This window comes from Pantoea sp. RG18, from assembly GCF_025910075.1.
Classification (GTDB): Bacteria; Pseudomonadota; Gammaproteobacteria; order Enterobacterales; family Enterobacteriaceae; genus Pantoea; species Pantoea agglomerans.
Map to the genome: position 1 here is coordinate 44467 of NZ_JAPCIL010000013.1, position 16812 is coordinate 61278.

Sequence of the window (16812 nt, forward strand, 5' to 3'; positions counted from 1 at the left end):
CGGCTCCGGCCGGGTTTTTTGTTTGTGTAAAACGCTGAGGAGAGGGTATGCCAGAGTTGCCAGAGGTTGAAACCAGCCGTCGCGGTATCGAACCGCATTTGGTCGGTGAAACCATCCTTCACGCCGTGGTGCGTAATTCACGTTTGCGCTGGCCTGTTTCGCAGGAGATCCTGGCGCTGAGCGATCAGCCGGTGCTCAGTGTGCAGCGCCGGGCGAAATATCTGCTGCTGGAGCTGCCGCATGGCTGGATCATTATCCACCTTGGCATGTCCGGTAGCCTGCGCGTGCTGTCAGAAGAGCTGCCAGCGGCGAAGCATGACCATGTTGATCTGGTCATGAGCAACGGCAAAGTGCTGCGCTACACCGACCCGCGCCGCTTTGGCGCCTGGCTCTGGAGCAGCGATCTGGCGGGCAGCAGCGTGCTGGCACATCTCGGGCCGGAGCCGCTTAGCGAGGAGTTTGACGGCACTTACCTGTTTGAGAAGTCACGCGGCAAGCGGACGCTCATCAAGCAGTGGCTGATGGATAACAAAGTGGTGGTGGGCGTGGGCAACATTTACGCCAGCGAGTCACTGTTTACCGCCGGGATCATTCCCGATCGTGCTGCCGGCAGTCTGTCGCAGGCCGAAGCGGAACTGCTGGTCAATACCATCAAAGCGGTGCTGTTACGCTCCATTGAGCAGGGCGGAACCACACTGCGTGACTTCTTACAGACCGACGGTAAACCCGGCTATTTTGCACAGCAGTTACAGGTTTATGGGCGGGCAGGCGAACCCTGCCGGGCATGCGGTACGCCGATTGTCAGCGGCAGACATGGACAGCGCAGCACCTACTGGTGCCCGAATTGCCAGCATTAAGCCAGTTTAGCCAGCAATGCCTGATGCACCGGCGCGGGCAGGAAGGCGGTCACATCGCCGCCGTGACGCGCCACCTCTTTGACCAGCGAAGATGAGATAAACGAGAAGCCTTCAGACGGCATCAGGAAAACACTCTCCAGCGTTGGCAGCAGGTGACGATTCATCTGCGCCAGCTGCATTTCATATTCAAAGTCTGACACCGCACGCAAGCCACGAACCAGCACATTCGCCTGCTGGTCACGGGCGAAATTCGCCATCAGGTCGCTGAATCCGACCACTTCAACGTTGGGCAGATGGGCTATCACTTCACCGGCCAGCGCCACGCGCTCATCCAGGCTGAACATTGGTTTTTTGCTGGGGCTGGCGGCAACGGCCAGAATGACCTGATCAAACATCTGCGCTGCTCGCGTCACGATGTCGAGATGGCCGAGCGTCACAGGATCGAACGTTCCGGGATAGATGGCTTTCGTGATCATACTCGCCCTTTTGCCGAAGCATGATTCAGCGCCCAGAGGGCTGAATATTTATTGAAGGTATATTGCGCATTGACCACCGCCAGAATCCAGCCCTGCTTTCCGTCAAGAAAACCGGCACGCAGCAGCAGGGTTTTCATAAACGCGCCCAGCGTATGGCTGAACAGAGAAAACAGGCTGCAACGCTTACCGCGCCGATGGCGTTCCGTAGCCCAGGCTTCGGCATAAGCCAGCTGCTTGCGCTGAAAGGCGATTAAATCGCGGCAGGTCAGATGCTGCAGATCGCCGGGTAATGCCACCACCGGCGCGCCGTCACTCTGCAGTGATTCATGCACCAGATTGTCATTGTAGCGGAAGGTGCGTGGGTAGAGTCGCATGACGCGGTCAGGATACCAGCCGCTATGGCGCATAAAGCGGCCGAGAAACAGATTACTGCGGCCCAGGCTATAAACCGTACGGCTGGGTGGCGCGACCAGCACCTGCTCAATCGCGGCGCGCAGTTCAGGTGTCACGCGTTCATCCGCATCGATCATCAGAATCATGTCGCCGGTGGCATAGTGCTGCGCGCGCTGGCGCTGGATGCCATAGCCCTGCCAGTCATCATTGTGGTAGACCTTCGCCCCAGCCTGTGAGGCGATGTCGACACTGTTGTCATGGCTGCCTGAGTCCAGCACGATAATTTCATCGGCCCAACTGACCGAGGCCAGGCAGTCAGGCAGCAGTTCCGCTTCGTTTTTGGCGATCATCACCACGGAAAGACGTTGGCGTGCTGACATTAGTGGGCCCGTGGTGGCAGATGCGGTTCGAGTAACTGTAGCAGACGCTGTAGCGCACCCTGATTCTGGTGCAGCACGTCTACCGCATGACGTCCGTAATAACGGCGGTAATCATCATCCTGTAACAGGTTGGTGACCTCTTTTTCCAGCGAAATCACGTCGGTGACGGTGATCAGCCCCTGGCCTTCCTGCAACTTGCTGCAGATATCTTTGAAGTTCCAGATATGGGGTCCCATCAGAACCGGAAGCGCATGGGCAGCAGGCTCCAGCGGGTTGTGTCCACCCCGTTCAACCAGGCTGCCGCCGACAAAGGCCAGATCGGCAATGCCGTATAGCAGCATCAGTTCGCCCATTGAGTCTCCGATAACCACCTGCGTTGAGCCAGAAGGGATCTCGCCGCTGCTGCGCAGGATAAAACTGAAGCCGCGTTCCTGCGTCAGTTCACGGGCATCGTTAAAACGCTCGGGATGGCGGGGCACCAGAATCAGCAGCAAATCCGGGAAGGTCTGCAGCAGGCGGCGATGAGCATCCAGCACAATGGCCTCTTCACCTTCGTGCGTGCTGGTGGCGATCCACACCGGACGGCGCGGCGCCCACTGACGACGCAGCGTCACCGCTCTGGCGGCCAGTTCTGGCGTCACGGAAATATCAAACTTCAGGCTGCCGGTAATCGTTAGTTGAGAACGTTTCAGGCCCAGGCTCAGGAAGCGGTCGCCATCTTCCGCATTCTGCGCCGCGATAAGCGTGATGCTCTGCAACAGTCGGCGCATGAATTTACCCAGCTTGCGGTAGCCTTTGGCCGATCGGGCCGAGAGGCGGGCATTGGCGATCACCAGCGGAATATTACGCTGGTGCAGAATGCGGATAATATTCGGCCACAGCTCGGTTTCCATGATGATCACCAGGCGTGGGTTGACCGTATCCAGAAAACGATTAATCGAACCCGGCAGATCATAAGGCAGATAGACGTGATGCACATCTTTGCCAAATGCAGATTGCGCGCGTTCAGAGCCGGTAGGCGTCATGGTGGTGACGGTAATCGGCAGGGTCGGGTAACGATGACGCAGAGCGCGCACCAGCGGGATCGCAGCCAGGGTTTCACCCACAGAGACCGAGTGCAGCACAATGCCGTCGGGCTTAACTTTGCCGACACAATAGCCATAGCGTTCTGCCCAGCGTTTGCGATAGGCAGGCGCTTTACGACCGCGCAGCCACAGGCGCAGCCAAATCAGTGGCTGAATTAAGTAGAGCAATGCGGTGTAAAAGGTCGTCATAGTTACCGTTACAGCAAATTCGCGTCTAAAAGCAGATTAAAATCAGATGGCGGCATGTTATCAGAAACCCCGCATGCACTCATCCCACATTGTCAGTTGCTGCTCAGGACCTGCTGATAAAGCGAAGTCAGCGCCTGCGCCAGCCGTTGTGGACCATAAGGTTCAATTTTGCGCCGCGCCGCGTCACCCATTCGTGAATCGACGGAAAGCGCCGGTATTGCATTAACAGCCTGATTTAACCCGTTGATATCCAACGCATCACAGACGAAGCCTTCCTGACCAGCGGTAATAAATTCTGCGCCACCGCAGCCAGTGCTGGTAATCACCGGTAAGCCGCAGGCCATCGCCTCCAGTACCACATTAGGAAAAGGATCGTAGAGGGTGGGCAGCAGCAGGCCATCAGCCGCGTGATAGAACGGCTGCACATCCTGCTGTACGCCGACAAAGCGCAGGCGATCCAGACAGTTAAGCTGATTTGCCAGCTGCTGATACCGTTGCAGTTGCTTATCCTGACCCACCACAATCAGATAACGGTCGCTGGCAGCCAGCGCCTTTATCGCCGCTTTCAACCCCTTGCGTTCAAAGCCGGAGCCGACATAAATCAGTACGGTGGCCGCATCGGGCAGCGCCAGCTGCTGACGGGTGGCGCGACGTGCAGCTTCCGTGGCGGGCTGGAAACGGCTGGCATCGATAGCATTATGAATAACGTGGATTTTTCCGGCGTCGAGCGAGAAACAGCGCAGGATATCGCGCTTTACCATCTCAGAATTACAGATTACCGCTTTCAGCGTCGGAGAGTTAAACATCTCCGCTTCCGCCTGCAGGACATAGCGATGATAAGGGCTGAGCACAGCACTCAGTCGTTGCCACGATGAGACGATGCGGGCGCGCTGTTCCAGCCAGACGCGATGAACACCATCACCCGCGCGAAAAATATCACAGCCCGCGATGCGCTCGTGGCTTTGCACAATATCGAACTTTTCGCGCTCCCAGCAGGCGCGTGCTGCAAGGGCAAAACCGCGCTCACGGGATACCCGGCCCAGCTTTGCAGGATTACAGATATGCAGATGCCAGTCAGGATTGGGTGTGCCCTGCCAGCTGCGGGTAATGATGTTGAGATCGAGCTGCTCGCTGCCCAGCGCTTCCAGCGCGCGCGAGATAAAACGCTCGGCACCGCCATCCGGACGATATTTCTGCCGGACAATCGCCAGCCGTAACTTACTCATTCAGATAACTCCTCGCTGCCGCGACCACATCCTTCACCGGAATGGCCGACAGATAACGCTGGTCTGTTTTGGTGTCGATGGAATCGGGTGAGGGCAGCGGGCCATAATCCCCCGCCCAGATGACATGATTATTGTCGCCCCATGGCCGCCAGTGCTGCAGCTTGGTCGGGCCAAACAGCGCAATACAGGGCGTTTCAAGTGCGGCGGCCATGTGCATTGGTGCAGAGTCGACACCAATAAACAGCCGGGCATGATCGATAAGCGCCGCCAGCTGTGGCAGAGTAAACTGACCGGCCAGCGAAACCACATCCGGCGACGCACACAGTGCCCGAATGCGGTTGATCATCGCCAGCTCCTGTTTGTCCGGCCCGGCGGTCAGCACCACTTTGCGGCCCGGCTGCGCCAGCTGATCGAGCGTGGCGGCAACACTCTCCTCTTCCCAGCATTTAAAGCCCCAGCGTGAGGTCGGCTGCACCACAATATAGGGCGCGGTTACCTGGTGTTCTGCCAGTCGGGTCAGCACAATTTGCTGGTCAGCGTCGCTGTAGTGCATTGAGACCCGTGCGCCGTCGCTGCTGATGCCGAGGGGTGCCAGCGCCGACATATTCTGCTCAACGGTATGCAGCTTGCTGTGATTGTGTGTGGAGACTAGCTGGTTGTGACACCATCGCCACAGGACGTTATCGCGTTTTTTATAGGCAAAACCGATGCGAACGGGTGCCGCAGAGAGCCGCGTAATCAGGGCAGCCCGCCACTGATCGGCCAGATTAATCACCAGATCATAATGTGCGTCACGTATGGCGCGAATTAATGCACGCTCATGGCCCAGCTTGCGCCAGGTGCCCTCCTGCTTCCATTTACGATCGATGACGTGCAAATGGCGGATAGCCGGATGCGCTTCCAGCATCGGACGCGTCTCCTGATAGAGCAACACGTCGATGCTGGCCTGCGGATAACGCTCATGAAGCGCATTGATGGCGGGCGTTGTGAGCAGCATGTCACCATGATGGCGCAGCTTAATCAGTAATATATTTTTTGGAGAGATGTTTGCTGGAGTCAGGCTGGCCATAAACAAGAGTTCTCAGAATTCAGTGAACCGATTGTAGGGCAAACCCTTTTTAGGATAAAGCCAGCCTCAAAGGTTATTTATCACGCCAGCGATAGAGCCGGGCCAGCCACAACAGCAACTGATACCACTGCTTAATTCCCCGGGCGTTGCGTAACATGCGCAGGTGCGTCCGGGTGGCGAACAGCTCGGCAATGATTGCCTGGCGTGCGCGGGCGTCAGGCTCACGTCTTACACTGTGGCAAACGCTGAGCGCTTCATGGGTCACCTGATAGTGAAACGACGGGTAGATCTTCACGCGGTCACGATAGCGGTCATTGAGCTCTTCCAGCAGTCGCGCAATCTTCATGTAGTGACGCTGATACTCTACGTTGCGCTCGCCGGTACGTTTGCGATTGCTGATTGAGGCGTCGTGCATATAGTAGCGATAGAGTACCGCTTCGGTATAACGCACGCGTTTTGCCAGCAGCATAAACTCGGTGGTCCAGGGAATATCCTGATGATGCAGGCCGGGTTCAAACTGCAACTGATGCTGCTCAATCAGTTCCCGGCGATAGATGCCCAGCCAGACCACATGCATATAACGATGGGTTTTTAGCGCGGTATTCAGCCAGTCGGCACCGCTCAGCACCGGCGTGCTGCGCAGGCGATCCAGCGGAATCAGCGGCTTTACCCGCTGGCTGTGTTTGAAAAACCACTCGGCGTTGCACTGTGCCGCATCCAGATTATCTGCTTCCGCCAGCGTCACCAGCGTCTGATACATATCGGGTTGCATGGTGTCATCCGCATCAGGGAAGGTGACATATTTCCCGCGGGCAATCGCCAGTCCGGCGTTGCGGGCGCGCGAGACGCCGCCATTTTTCTGATGTATCACACGAATGTGAGAATGCTGCTGTGCATACTGATCGGCGCGCTCGCCTGAGCCATCGGTTGAACCGTCATCGACGATAATGATCTCAAGCAGAGTCAGCGTCTGCGCCAGCAGTGACTGCATGAACTCATCAAACATGCTGCCCGCATTGTACATCGGGGTAATGATACTCAGCAGAGGAGAAGTACTCATGACAATATCTGCACCAGCATTGTATTCACTGCGAAAAGGCGTTGCCTCGTCATAAATCATTTCCAAATCAGCAGAGTGAAATCAGGGAGTTCACAATTATAAAACGATGTTGCATCCCTGCTTTACTAAAAACCACGCCCGACAATAATAATGCGCTATATGCGCTTTTTTTACGCAATGTGGCCGTGCAGGTAAACAGATTATTATGCTGGCTTGCTGTCAGCGCCGTTATTACAGAGGTTGTGGCAAACAGCTGGCGGGATAAATGGCGGGAAAGTCAGGCGCTGAAATAACAGCGCCCGTATCAATCTGATAAACCTGAGTGTGCTATTGCTCACTCTGCTTAAAAAACTTGAGACTGACATACTTCATCATCCAGCTCAGGCTTTCAGCATACTGTTTCTGATGCCACTTTACGCGGGCGAATCGCTTCATCTCTTTATAATGCTTTGGCGTATCAAGCGGTTGTGAAGCCCAGGGGGAGCGCTGGTAATAGCTGTAGTAGCGCTGGGAAAGATCGCTGCCAGCCCATGCATGCCAGGGTTTGCATTTACCGGTGTAGTGAATCATTACCGTCTCTTCTGGCACGCTCGTGTGATCCCAGACTTTATTGGCGATGATGTCGTAAATGTGGTTATAGCGGTCTGGCAGGATCAGGACCTCATCCTCCAGCACGATATTCAGCGCATCCTGATCGGGAAAACCAAACTCTGCGCCCCGCGTTACCAGCACGTCGGTAATGCGCGCGGTGGTCTGCCTTTCGAGCCAGCGTGGAATATTAATCAGCATAAAGCCGGAGTTGAAATAGTGGTGGTGCTTCAGCCCCAGCCTTGCGCACTGGTTATGTCGCGCTCGCGGTGTGTCATTACAGGCCGCCAGCGTGTAATCAGTGATATCCAGTGTGAACAGGGGAGAGTAGTCGCCCACCACCAGGGTGTCAGCATCAATATAGATCACCCGATCGCTGTAGCTCGCTACGGTTTCCGGGATCAGGAAACGGTAGTGGATACTTTTGGGATAGCGTCCGACCGCAGGCAGCTGATCAACCCAGGCACGGTTAAAGATATGCAGCGTGATCGCCAGACGATGGCCCGTGGCCAGTGAACGCAGTTTTTCCACATCCTCTTCGCAAAGCGAGTCTGAAAAAACATGGGCGTGGAAAGCGGTATCAGGATGATGGCTGAGAAGTGAAAACAACGTAATGCCCAGGCCACGCGCGTAGGCGTAGTTGATGCCAAACGCAACATGAACCGGATTATCATCCGTGTCAGCAAGCGTGTTAACCAGCAGCTGACTTTGCTGAACGGCCTCAGCAAGAGGGGTAATTGCCATTACGCTTCACTATTCCAGATTATGAGTAATAAACGTTTGTATTCTAGTCAGTTTATCGTGATCCAGCCCGAATAATTTTTCAGCAGGCTGATCAAACTGAAAACGGGTGGCAAAAACGAACGTCGACGCAGCAATATTATCCGGTCCGATAAACAAAACGTTATTGACCGGACGCTGTTCCCGGACTTCACACGGGCCATAAAGCATGATCACCGGTATCTGCTGCGCATCCGCAATATAAGCATTGCCAGAGTCAGAGGAGATGTAGAAATCCATCTGTGCAATGGCCCACGGAACCTCTTCCAGTTTTAGCTCACCAATCAGACTGACGATATTGTCTTTCGGGCCGGTCAGGCTCAGTAACTCATCCAGCCACGGCTGCTCAGCCGGTGGGCCAAACACATAAAAGGTGCAGGGCAGGTCAGCCAGCGACGCCATCAGCTGCTGCCAGATGCTGGCAGGAATGGTTTTAGCCCGGTTACCAGCAGAAATACTGATGCCAATTTTAATACCGCTGCGCGGATTAAGCAGCGCGGCGGGCGGCGCAGGCGGCTGCCAGAGCGGTGAGGTCGCATGCTTAGGGAAATCTGTGTAGCGGTAGTCACGATTAATCAGCTTCAGGTAGCTGTCGAGCGTTAAATCCGTTTTGGTGTGGTCGACAATACCGCTGGCGCTGCGATAGAAGGTCTTATGGTAGGACTTACGCACATAGGTGCGCAGAAACTGCTTGTTCGATGCGTTGCAGAGCGCGGCGAAAAACAGGTTCACGCTGTTTGGCTGCACCAGATAGACGTTGTCATAGCGGTTCATCAGAGTGAACGCGAGCTTCAGTTTGGCAAAAAAGCTGCGCTTCGCCTCTTCAATCAGGAAATAGCGGCTGACCGTGTCATCGTGACGCGCCAGCGGCTCCACCGCTTTGCTGATCAGCAACTCAGACTGACCCAGTGCGCGCAGCATCGGGGTGATATTAATAAAATCACCAATCTTCGCCGTCTGGATGATCAGGCTGCGTCCGGTTGGCCGGTAAAACAGCCGCATTATGGCCCGGAAAGGCAGCAACAGCAGGTAGATCAGCACATAGTTCATGGCATGTTTTCCGTAATAACGGCCCGCAGTTTCTCTGCCACCGTGTCAGCAGTCAGCTCCGCCAGATTATGATTCGGGGCGCTCAATGCCTGTTGGTTCTGCCCGTAACCGCCAATCAGTCCAGGATCGGTCGGACCATAAAGCGTGAGGTTGGGGCGATCCAGTGCCGCCGTCAGATGGCTCAATCCGGTATCCACTGAGACCACCGCGCGTGCGCCCGCCAGCTGTTGTGCTATCGCTTCCAGCGTCAGCTTAGGCAGTACATCGACATGCTCAAATCCTTCTGCAAGGCGCTGCGCACGCTGATGCTCATGTTCAGCACCCCAGGGCAATTTCACCCGCAACCCGCTGGGCTGCATCTGCTCAATCAGCTGTCGCCAGTGTGATTCCGGCCAATGCTTGTTGTCACGCGTTGTGGCATGCAGAAAGACCAGGTAATGATGTGCGTCAGCGGGCAGATGATGCAGAAAGTGTCCGGCAATCGCGTAGTCACCCTGACTTTGCGGTTTTTCATAGCCCAGGCTTTTGGCGAACAGTTCGCGCGTCCGCTCAACCGCGTGCTGTCGCTTACTGACCTCATGGCGGATGTCATACCACCAGCTGGCGAACGGCTCACGCGCGCTGCGGCTGTCCTGCCCATGTTTCACCCCTTTCGATAAGCGGGTGACCAGCGCGGCACTTTTGATCAGGCCCTGTGCATCAATCACGATATCGTACTCACGTGACTGTAACGCGCGCTTAAACAGCACGCGCTCTTCACGCTGCTGACTGCCAAACCAGTGTTTGCGCCAGCGGCGAATCGCAACCGGTAACACCTTATCTACTGCGGGATGCCAGCCAGGGATCTGTGCGAAATTCTCTTCCACTACCCAGTCGAAACGGATGCCGGGAATGGCATGCATTGCATCGGTCAGTGCCGGGAGCGAATGCAGCACATCGCCCATTGATGAGGTTTTAACAATCAGGACGTGCATGGCACCTCCTGTGGCGCGAGCAGTTCGCTCAGCGTCTGATGTACACGTTCAGGCTGAATATCGATCAGGCTCTGGTGATAGCCCTGTTCGGCATCGCCTTTGCGCACTTTGTGATAGCCGGTAATCAGGCGAATAATTCGCGCCTGCTTTGCCAGCGGCGGCGTAAAGTCAGGACTGCTTGGTCCATAGAGCGCCACCAGTGGACGATCCAGCGCCGCGGCGATATGCATCAGGCCGGAGTCGTTGCTGACCACGGCACGGCATTGTGCCAGCAGAATCACCGCCTGTTCCAGCTGGGTTTCACCCGCCAGATTACGGCAGTGGCCGCGAGCCTCTTCGGGCAGCGCCGCGATAATCTCTTCGCCGGTCGGGCGATCTTTGGCGGAGCCAAACAGCACGATCTGAAAGCCTTCAGCAATCAACTGGCGGGCCAGCGTGGCGTAGTGATAGTGCGGCCAGCGTTTGGCCGGACCAAATTCAGCGCCCGGACAAAAACCGATGACCGGACGGGTCGCGGCGAGCTGAAACTGTGCGGCCGTTTCAATTTTTTCCTGCTCTTCAACCTGCAGTTTTGGCCACAACAGCGGCTGTGGCAGCTGCGCCGCCGACGCAACAGGTGTGTCGTAGCCCAGCGCAACGTAGCGCTCAACCATCAGCGGAAACGCGGCTTTATCCAGCACGCGCAAATCATTCAGCAGGCCATAGCGCATTTCACCGCGCCAGCCGACGCGGCGTTTTATTCCGGCAAAGAAGGGGACCAGCGCCGACTTGAAGGAGTTAGGCAGCACATAAGCACGGTCGTAGTGACTGGCGCGCAGCACTTTGCCCAACCGGCGACGCTCACCGATTTCCAGCGCGCCATGCCCAAGTGGCATCGCCAGCGCCTGATTCACCTCCGGCATGCGTGACAACAACGGACGGCACCATGCAGGTGCCATCACGTCAATCACCGCATCGGGATGTTCGGCCTTGAGGGTGCGATAGAGACTTTGCGACATCATCATATCGCCGACCCACGACGGGCCGATTACCAGAATTTTCATCGCCGGAGCAGCTTCCTTTATGCGTTACGGTTCAGCCAGACCATATAGTCAGCGACGCCCTGCGCCACCGTTTTAAATGGCTTGTCGTAGCCGGCCGCACGCAGCTTAGTGAGATCGGCCTGAGTATAGGCCTGGTACCGTCCTTTGAGTTTTTCCGGGAACGGGATGTACTCGATCTGACCTTTCTGGTGGAACTTCAGTACTGCGTCAGCCACTTCCTGGAAGGACTCGGCGCGGCCTGTGCCACAGTTGTAAATCCCGGAGACGCCATTTTCCCAGCACCACAGGTTCACTTCCGCAACATCATCAACGTGGATGAAATCACGTTTAAAGCCGTCGCTGCCTTCAAACAGTTTTGGATTTTCATCGTTGCTGATCTGCGTGTTCAGATGGAATGCCACGCTTGCCATGCTGCCCTTGTGGCCTTCACGCGGTCCATAGACGTTGAAATAGCGGAAGCCGCATACCGGCGAGTTCGCTTCCGGCAGCATCTGACGGACGTAATGGTCGAACAGCATCTTAGAGTAGCCATAAACATTAAGCGGCTGCTCATACTGACGCTCTTCAATGAAATTCTCGTTGCGTCCGCCGTAGGTCGCTGCGGAAGAGGCGTAGAGGAACGGGATCTCGCGCTCAAGACAGAAGTGCAGCAGCTCTTTGGAGTACTGATAGTTGTTCTCCATCATGTACTTGCCATCCCACTCGGTGGTGGAGGAGCAGGCGCCCTGATGGAACACCGCTTCGATCGGGCCTAAATCATCGCCCGCCATCACGCTCATCAGGAACTCTTCTTTGTCCATGTAATCGACGATATCCAGGTCGACTAAATTGGCAAACTTGGTGCCATCCTTCAGATTATCCACCACCAGAATGTCGGTGTGACCGCGATCGTTCAGCGCTTTGACGATGTTGCTGCCAATCATTCCTGCGCCGCCAGTTACGATAATCATGTTGTTACCTTCAACGTTGTGGGGTGAAACAGGAGGTTTCACACACGAATACCTCACATCATAACATTTCATCAGGGTGCAGACAGCCAGATGACTCTGTAACGCTTTGTGCGTACATCCTTGCGGCGTGAACTATGCTGCAAAAATGACATTCTGTTGGGCGATTTATCGTGAAGAAGCGGCCTGTTCAGTAAGATATGCCAGATTTTTGCCATCTGAGGAGAGCAATGATGCCTGCGCAATTTTATCAACAACTTCGTCAGCAACTTGATGATGCACGTCAGGAAGGACTGTTTAAACAGGAGCGGATCATCACCTCTGCCCAGCAGACGGAGATCGCGGTTGGCGATAACCCGGCGGTGATTAACTTCTGTGCTAATAACTACTTAGGTTTAGCGAACCATCCGGCGCTGATTCAGGCGGCGAAAGAGGGGATGGATTCGCATGGTTTTGGTATGGCGTCGGTGCGCTTTATTTGCGGCACGCAGGATAGTCATAAGCAGCTGGAAAAGCGGCTGGCAGACTTTCTCGGCATGGAGGATGCCATTCTTTACTCCTCCTGTTTCGATGCCAATGGCGGCCTGTTTGAAACCCTGCTTGATGCGCAGGATGCCGTCATCTCTGATGCGCTGAACCACGCTTCCATTATCGATGGCGTCCGGCTGTGCAAAGCGCAGCGTTACCGCTATGCCAATAACGATATGGCGCAGCTGCGCGCCTGCTTGCAGGAAGCGCGCGCTAAAGGCGCGCGTCATATTCTGATCGCCACCGATGGGGTCTTCTCAATGGATGGGGTAATTGCGAATCTGCCCGCTATCTGCGATCTGGCCGACGAGTTCTCTGCGCTGGTGATGGTGGATGATTCCCATGCGGTGGGCTTTGTCGGGAACGCCGGACGCGGAACCCATGAATATTGCGACGTCATGGGCCGGGTCGACATCATTACCGGCACGCTGGGTAAAGCGCTGGGTGGCGCCTCCGGTGGCTACACCGCCGCAAAAGCAGAAGTGGTGGAGTGGCTGCGCCAGCGTTCCCGTCCCTATCTGTTCTCTAACTCGCTGGCCCCGGCCATTGTTGCCGCCTCGCTGCGGGTGCTGGATCTGCTCAGTGAAGGCGACGGGCTGCGTCAGCGTCTGTGGGACAACGCCCGTTACTTCCGGGAGCAGATGACGGCGGCGGGCTTTACGCTGGCGGGAGCCGATCACGCCATTATCCCGGTGATGCTGGGTGAAGCCAGCGTCGCCCAGGAGTTCGCCCGCCTGCTGCAACAGGAAGGCATCTACGTTACCGGCTTCTTCTATCCGGTGGTGCCAAAAGGTCAGGCACGCATTCGCACCCAAATCTCTGCGGCGCATACCCAGCAACAGCTGGAACGTGCGGTGGCGGCCTTTACCCGTATCGGCAAACAACTGGGCGTTATCGCCTGAGGAGTCCGTCATGAAAGCACTCGCCAAACTCAAGAAGGAAACGGGCATCTGGATGGTGACCGATGCGCCGGTTCCGGAGCCGGGCCACAACGATTTGCTGATTAAGATTCGCAAAACCGCTATCTGCGGTACCGATGTCCATATCTACAACTGGGATGACTGGTCGCGCAAAACCATTCCGGTACCGATGATTGTCGGTCATGAATATGTGGGGGAAGTGGTTGCGATAGGACAGGAAGTGAAAGGCTTTACGATTGGCGATCGGGTCTCGGGCGAGGGGCACATTACCTGCGGACATTGCCGCAATTGCCGTGCCGGGCGAACGCATTTATGCCGTAACACAATGGGTGTAGGCGTTAACCGCCAGGGCTGTTTTGCAGAGTATCTGGTTATCCCGGCCTTCAATGCGTTCAAAATTCCCGACAACATTTCCGATGAGCTGGCGGCAATCTTTGATCCATTCGGCAACGCCGTGCATACCGCGCTATCGTTCGATCTGGTGGGTGAGGATGTGCTGATCTCCGGCGCGGGTCCTATCGGCATCATGGCCGCCGCGGTCTGTCGCCATGTCGGCGCACGTAACGTGGTGATCACGGACATCAATGAGTATCGTCTGTCACTGGCGCGCAAAATGGGCGTCACGCGCGCGGTCAATGTGGCGAATGAGGATCTGCGAGACGTGATGCACTCGCTGGGCATGACGGAGGGATTCGATGTCGGACTGGAGATGTCTGGTGCACCGCCTGCCTTCCGTTCATTGCTGAAGGTAATGAACCACGGGGGGCGGATTGCACTGCTGGGCATCCCGCCGGGTGAAATGGCGATCGACTGGAACCAGGTGATCTTCAAAGGGCTTTTTATCAAGGGCATTTATGGCCGGGAGATGTTTGAAACCTGGTATAAAATGGCGGCGCTGATCCAGTCCGGGCTTGATTTAACGCCGGTTATTACCCATCGCTATGGAATCGACGATTTCCAGCAGGGCTTTGATGAGATGCGCTCTGGACGCTCGGGAAAGGTGATACTGAGCTGGGATTAAAACTGCGGCCGCCAGGGCGGCCGTATGATTAGCTCTGTTTTTTCTCTTCATCGGTCAGGTAGCGCACTTTGCGCGTGTAGTCCTGGCCTTTGAAGTTCAGCGGCTGTTGCGGATCGGCGAGGTATTTTTGCCATTCCGACAGCGGAAAGCCGCCATGTGCGCCTACCACTTCAGGCGGGATCACCGCCGACTGACCGCCAATTTTCTTTGATACCGGCCAGTTAGCCCATTCGCCCAGATTGACGGTTTTAATATCCAGCATGTCCAGCAATACCGCGAGCGGCAGCTGGTCAGTAGGCGGCTGGCTGTCGTTCATTAAATTCCAGGTATCATTAAACAGCGTCAGCCACAGCGGTGAAATACGCTGCCAGACTTCACGGGTGGCAGCCAGGTAAGCCCCATTCACGTGATCCACCAGCCAGGGCCGGATACTGTGCGGGTAGTAGGCGGGAATCGCCTCTTCCGGCGCATCAGCCAGCTTGGCAATCATTTTCCCCTGACGAAAACTGGAATAGAGATGGCCGGGCTTCATCATGATCTCCGGCATCTTAAGCAGATTGAGGTCGGAATCGATCATCAGAATGCCGTCGCCTTTTGCCTGTAAGGGCGCCTGCAATTTAATCAAACGACTGCGATAGATCTGCTTGTAGCGATAGCTCTCTTCCCGATGCGGGACATCCAGCGTCGCCACGCGGGTTTTTACTGGCAGGCTGCCAAAGGCGTGAGCCGGCTGATCGCTGACAATTACGATCTCTTCAGCCTCTGTCGCAAAGCGCGCCGCAAAATCGGCACTGAGCAGGGCTTCTTCAATATAGTCCGCGCCGGTGCAGGGAATCACGACCGAGGTTACCGGTACAGTGCCCTGAACCTCTTTCTGCGAATAAGGCAGGTTATGGCTCGCTCTGATATGGCGATAACGGGGATTTAAAAAATTAAGCATGAGGTTTCTTTTTCACGACGCTTTGCAAAATATTCTCGACGCCGCTGATATAAGTTTCAATAGCGTACTGTTCACGTACGCGTTTCGCTGCCGCATTGATCAGGCGTTGACGTAAATCCGCATCCTGCCACAGTGCGGTCAGATGCTGGGTCAGTTGCACCACGTTGCCATAATCAAATAGCAGCCCGGTTTCGTCATGACTGATCAATTCGGCAGTGCCGACCACGCGGGATCCCACTACGGCGGTATTCACCAGCATCGCCTCCAGCACCACCCTTGGTAAGCCCTCACTGCGTGAGGCAAGAATAAACGCATCAAAGGCAGTGAGGTAATCCAGCGCGTTGTTCTGAAAGCCCGTAAAGACCACATGCTGCTGGATGTTCTCTGCGGTAGCGAGTTGCAGCAGATGCTGAAGTTCCGGACCCGCTCCGACCACCACCATCTTCCAGTCGGCATCGGGATTAGCGCGTTTAAAACGGCCCAGTGCCTGCAGAATATGGTGATTAGATTTACGCAATATCAGCGAGCCGATCGTGCCAAACACAAAGGTCGAAGGGGAGAGTTTAAAGCGCTGGCGTACTTCAAGGCGGTCGGGCAGAGGCTGGTGGATGTCGATAGCGTTATTGACGGTAAAACAGCGTTCCGCATCAACACCGTGGCTGCGCAGGGTGTTATTCACGCCCTGTGACACGGCAATGATCGCCTGGCAATCCTGATTGACCATGCTGACCAGCCGCGGTTCCAGTACCGGATCGATACGGCAGTGTTGCACTACCGCAACATCCAGGCTGCGCGCCGCCAGATAACCTTCCACATTGGTGCTGGGCTGGTTATTCATATAGAGCGTGTCAAACTTCCCCAGCTGCAGCAGTGAATTGATTTTGCTGGCATTGGGCATGATGCGCCAGTGAGTATCAATCTGATCGATGGCGCGCTTCTTGAGCTTTTTATTAAAAAACAGCAGTGCCCGCGCGACTTCTTTAACAAACTTTGCCCAGCGTGGCTGCCTGATTTGCGGAATAAAAAAGACCGGGATAGCCAGCGCATTCAGCGTGGCCTCAATGGTTTCGTCGTTGCCACGGCTGTAGTTGTGATAGAAGCAGCAGGTGATATCAAACTTTTGACGATCGATACGCTTCAACAGCTCCAGCATACTGTTGGTGCCGCCGCCCCACTCTCTGCCGTTATCCAGCAGCAGGATTTTTTGTTTAATAATCGTCATCCCTATCACTGTTCCCGCACAGCACGTTATCGCCCGACCCAGGATTATAGTAATTTCTGCGTAT

At 55.6% G+C, this 16812-nt stretch carries 16 protein-coding genes; 3 read left to right on the forward strand and 13 right to left on the reverse strand.

Annotation, left to right across the window (positions count from 1 at the left end):
- Nucleotides 1–47 precede the first annotated feature (47 nt).
- A complete protein-coding gene (mutM, locus tag OK409_RS14610) occupies nt 48–857 on the forward strand; it encodes a bifunctional DNA-formamidopyrimidine glycosylase/DNA-(apurinic or apyrimidinic site) lyase (protein WP_010258280.1) in 810 nt (269 codons plus the stop codon).
- On the opposite strand, the gene coaD is transcribed toward mutM, so the two are convergent.
- The 11 genes from coaD to rfaD form a co-directional block, all read right to left on the reverse strand.
- The gene (gene coaD, locus OK409_RS14615; RefSeq protein WP_010258279.1) at nt 854–1333 is read right to left on the reverse strand and encodes a pantetheine-phosphate adenylyltransferase; all 480 of its coding nucleotides are present in this window, start codon (nt 1331–1333) and stop codon (nt 854–856) included. The two genes, mutM and coaD, sit on opposite strands and share 4 nt — an antisense overlap.
- Nucleotides 1330–2106 carry a glycosyltransferase family 2 protein gene (locus OK409_RS14620; RefSeq protein WP_010672093.1) on the reverse strand — a complete coding sequence of 259 codons (777 nt, stop codon included), beginning with the start codon at nt 2104–2106 and terminating at the stop codon, nt 1330–1332. Before OK409_RS14620 ends, coaD begins: the two co-directional genes overlap by 4 nt.
- The gene (gene waaA / locus OK409_RS14625) at nt 2106–3380 is read right to left on the reverse strand and encodes a lipid IV(A) 3-deoxy-D-manno-octulosonic acid transferase (RefSeq protein WP_010258275.1); all 1275 of its coding nucleotides are present in this window, start codon (nt 3378–3380) and stop codon (nt 2106–2108) included. Before waaA ends, OK409_RS14620 begins: the two co-directional genes overlap by 1 nt.
- 92 nt (nt 3381–3472) lie before the next feature.
- The gene (locus tag OK409_RS14630) at nt 3473–4606 is read right to left on the reverse strand and encodes a glycosyltransferase family 4 protein (protein ID WP_163799712.1); all 1134 of its coding nucleotides are present in this window, start codon (nt 4604–4606) and stop codon (nt 3473–3475) included.
- Nucleotides 4599–5675: a putative lipopolysaccharide heptosyltransferase III gene (gene rfaQ / locus OK409_RS14635; protein WP_010672090.1), complete on the reverse strand. Its 1077-nt coding sequence runs from the start codon at nt 5673–5675 to the stop codon at nt 4599–4601. The genes OK409_RS14630 and rfaQ overlap by 8 nt, the downstream gene beginning before the upstream one ends.
- Nucleotides 5676–5748: 73 nt before the next feature.
- Nucleotides 5749–6735 carry a glycosyltransferase gene (locus OK409_RS14640; protein WP_264367180.1) on the reverse strand — a complete coding sequence of 329 codons (987 nt, stop codon included), beginning with the start codon at nt 6733–6735 and terminating at the stop codon, nt 5749–5751.
- A gap of 327 nt (nt 6736–7062) precedes the next feature.
- On the reverse strand, nt 7063–8067 hold the full coding sequence (locus OK409_RS14645) for a glycosyltransferase family 8 protein (protein ID WP_033773154.1): 1005 nt from the start codon (nt 8065–8067) through the stop codon (nt 7063–7065).
- A gap of 9 nt (nt 8068–8076) precedes the next feature.
- Nucleotides 8077–9153, reverse strand: a complete 1077-nt coding sequence (locus tag OK409_RS14650; protein ID WP_050680319.1) for a glycosyltransferase family 9 protein — start codon at nt 9151–9153, stop codon at nt 8077–8079.
- Nucleotides 9150–10127, reverse strand: coding sequence for a lipopolysaccharide heptosyltransferase RfaC (gene rfaC, locus OK409_RS14655; RefSeq protein ID WP_010258262.1), 978 nt, complete (start codon nt 10125–10127; stop codon nt 9150–9152). Before rfaC ends, OK409_RS14650 begins: the two co-directional genes overlap by 4 nt.
- Nucleotides 10115–11170, reverse strand: coding sequence for an ADP-heptose--LPS heptosyltransferase RfaF (gene rfaF, locus OK409_RS14660; protein WP_010258260.1), 1056 nt, complete (start codon nt 11168–11170; stop codon nt 10115–10117). The genes rfaC and rfaF overlap by 13 nt, the downstream gene beginning before the upstream one ends.
- 17 nt (nt 11171–11187) lie before the next feature.
- Nucleotides 11188–12120, reverse strand: coding sequence for an ADP-glyceromanno-heptose 6-epimerase (rfaD, locus tag OK409_RS14665; RefSeq protein WP_010258257.1), 933 nt, complete (start codon nt 12118–12120; stop codon nt 11188–11190).
- A 230-nt stretch (nt 12121–12350) separates the two neighbouring features.
- Between rfaD and OK409_RS14670 the strand changes: the two genes are divergently transcribed.
- Both OK409_RS14670 and tdh read left to right on the forward strand, forming a co-directional pair.
- The gene (locus OK409_RS14670; RefSeq protein ID WP_061704418.1) at nt 12351–13547 is read left to right on the forward strand and encodes a glycine C-acetyltransferase; all 1197 of its coding nucleotides are present in this window, start codon (nt 12351–12353) and stop codon (nt 13545–13547) included.
- Between the two features lie 10 nt (nt 13548–13557).
- Nucleotides 13558–14586, forward strand: a complete 1029-nt coding sequence (gene tdh / locus OK409_RS14675; RefSeq protein ID WP_264367181.1) for an L-threonine 3-dehydrogenase — start codon at nt 13558–13560, stop codon at nt 14584–14586.
- Between the two features lie 28 nt (nt 14587–14614).
- Here the strand turns inward: tdh and OK409_RS14680 are convergent, their stop codons facing one another.
- Nucleotides 14615–15526, reverse strand: coding sequence for a hypothetical protein (locus OK409_RS14680; protein ID WP_033759220.1), 912 nt, complete (start codon nt 15524–15526; stop codon nt 14615–14617).
- Complete coding sequence (locus tag OK409_RS14685; protein WP_010258244.1) at nt 15519–16748, reverse strand: glycosyltransferase; 1230 nt, start codon at nt 16746–16748, stop codon at nt 15519–15521. The genes OK409_RS14680 and OK409_RS14685 overlap by 8 nt, the downstream gene beginning before the upstream one ends.
- Nucleotides 16749–16812 lie beyond the last annotated feature (64 nt).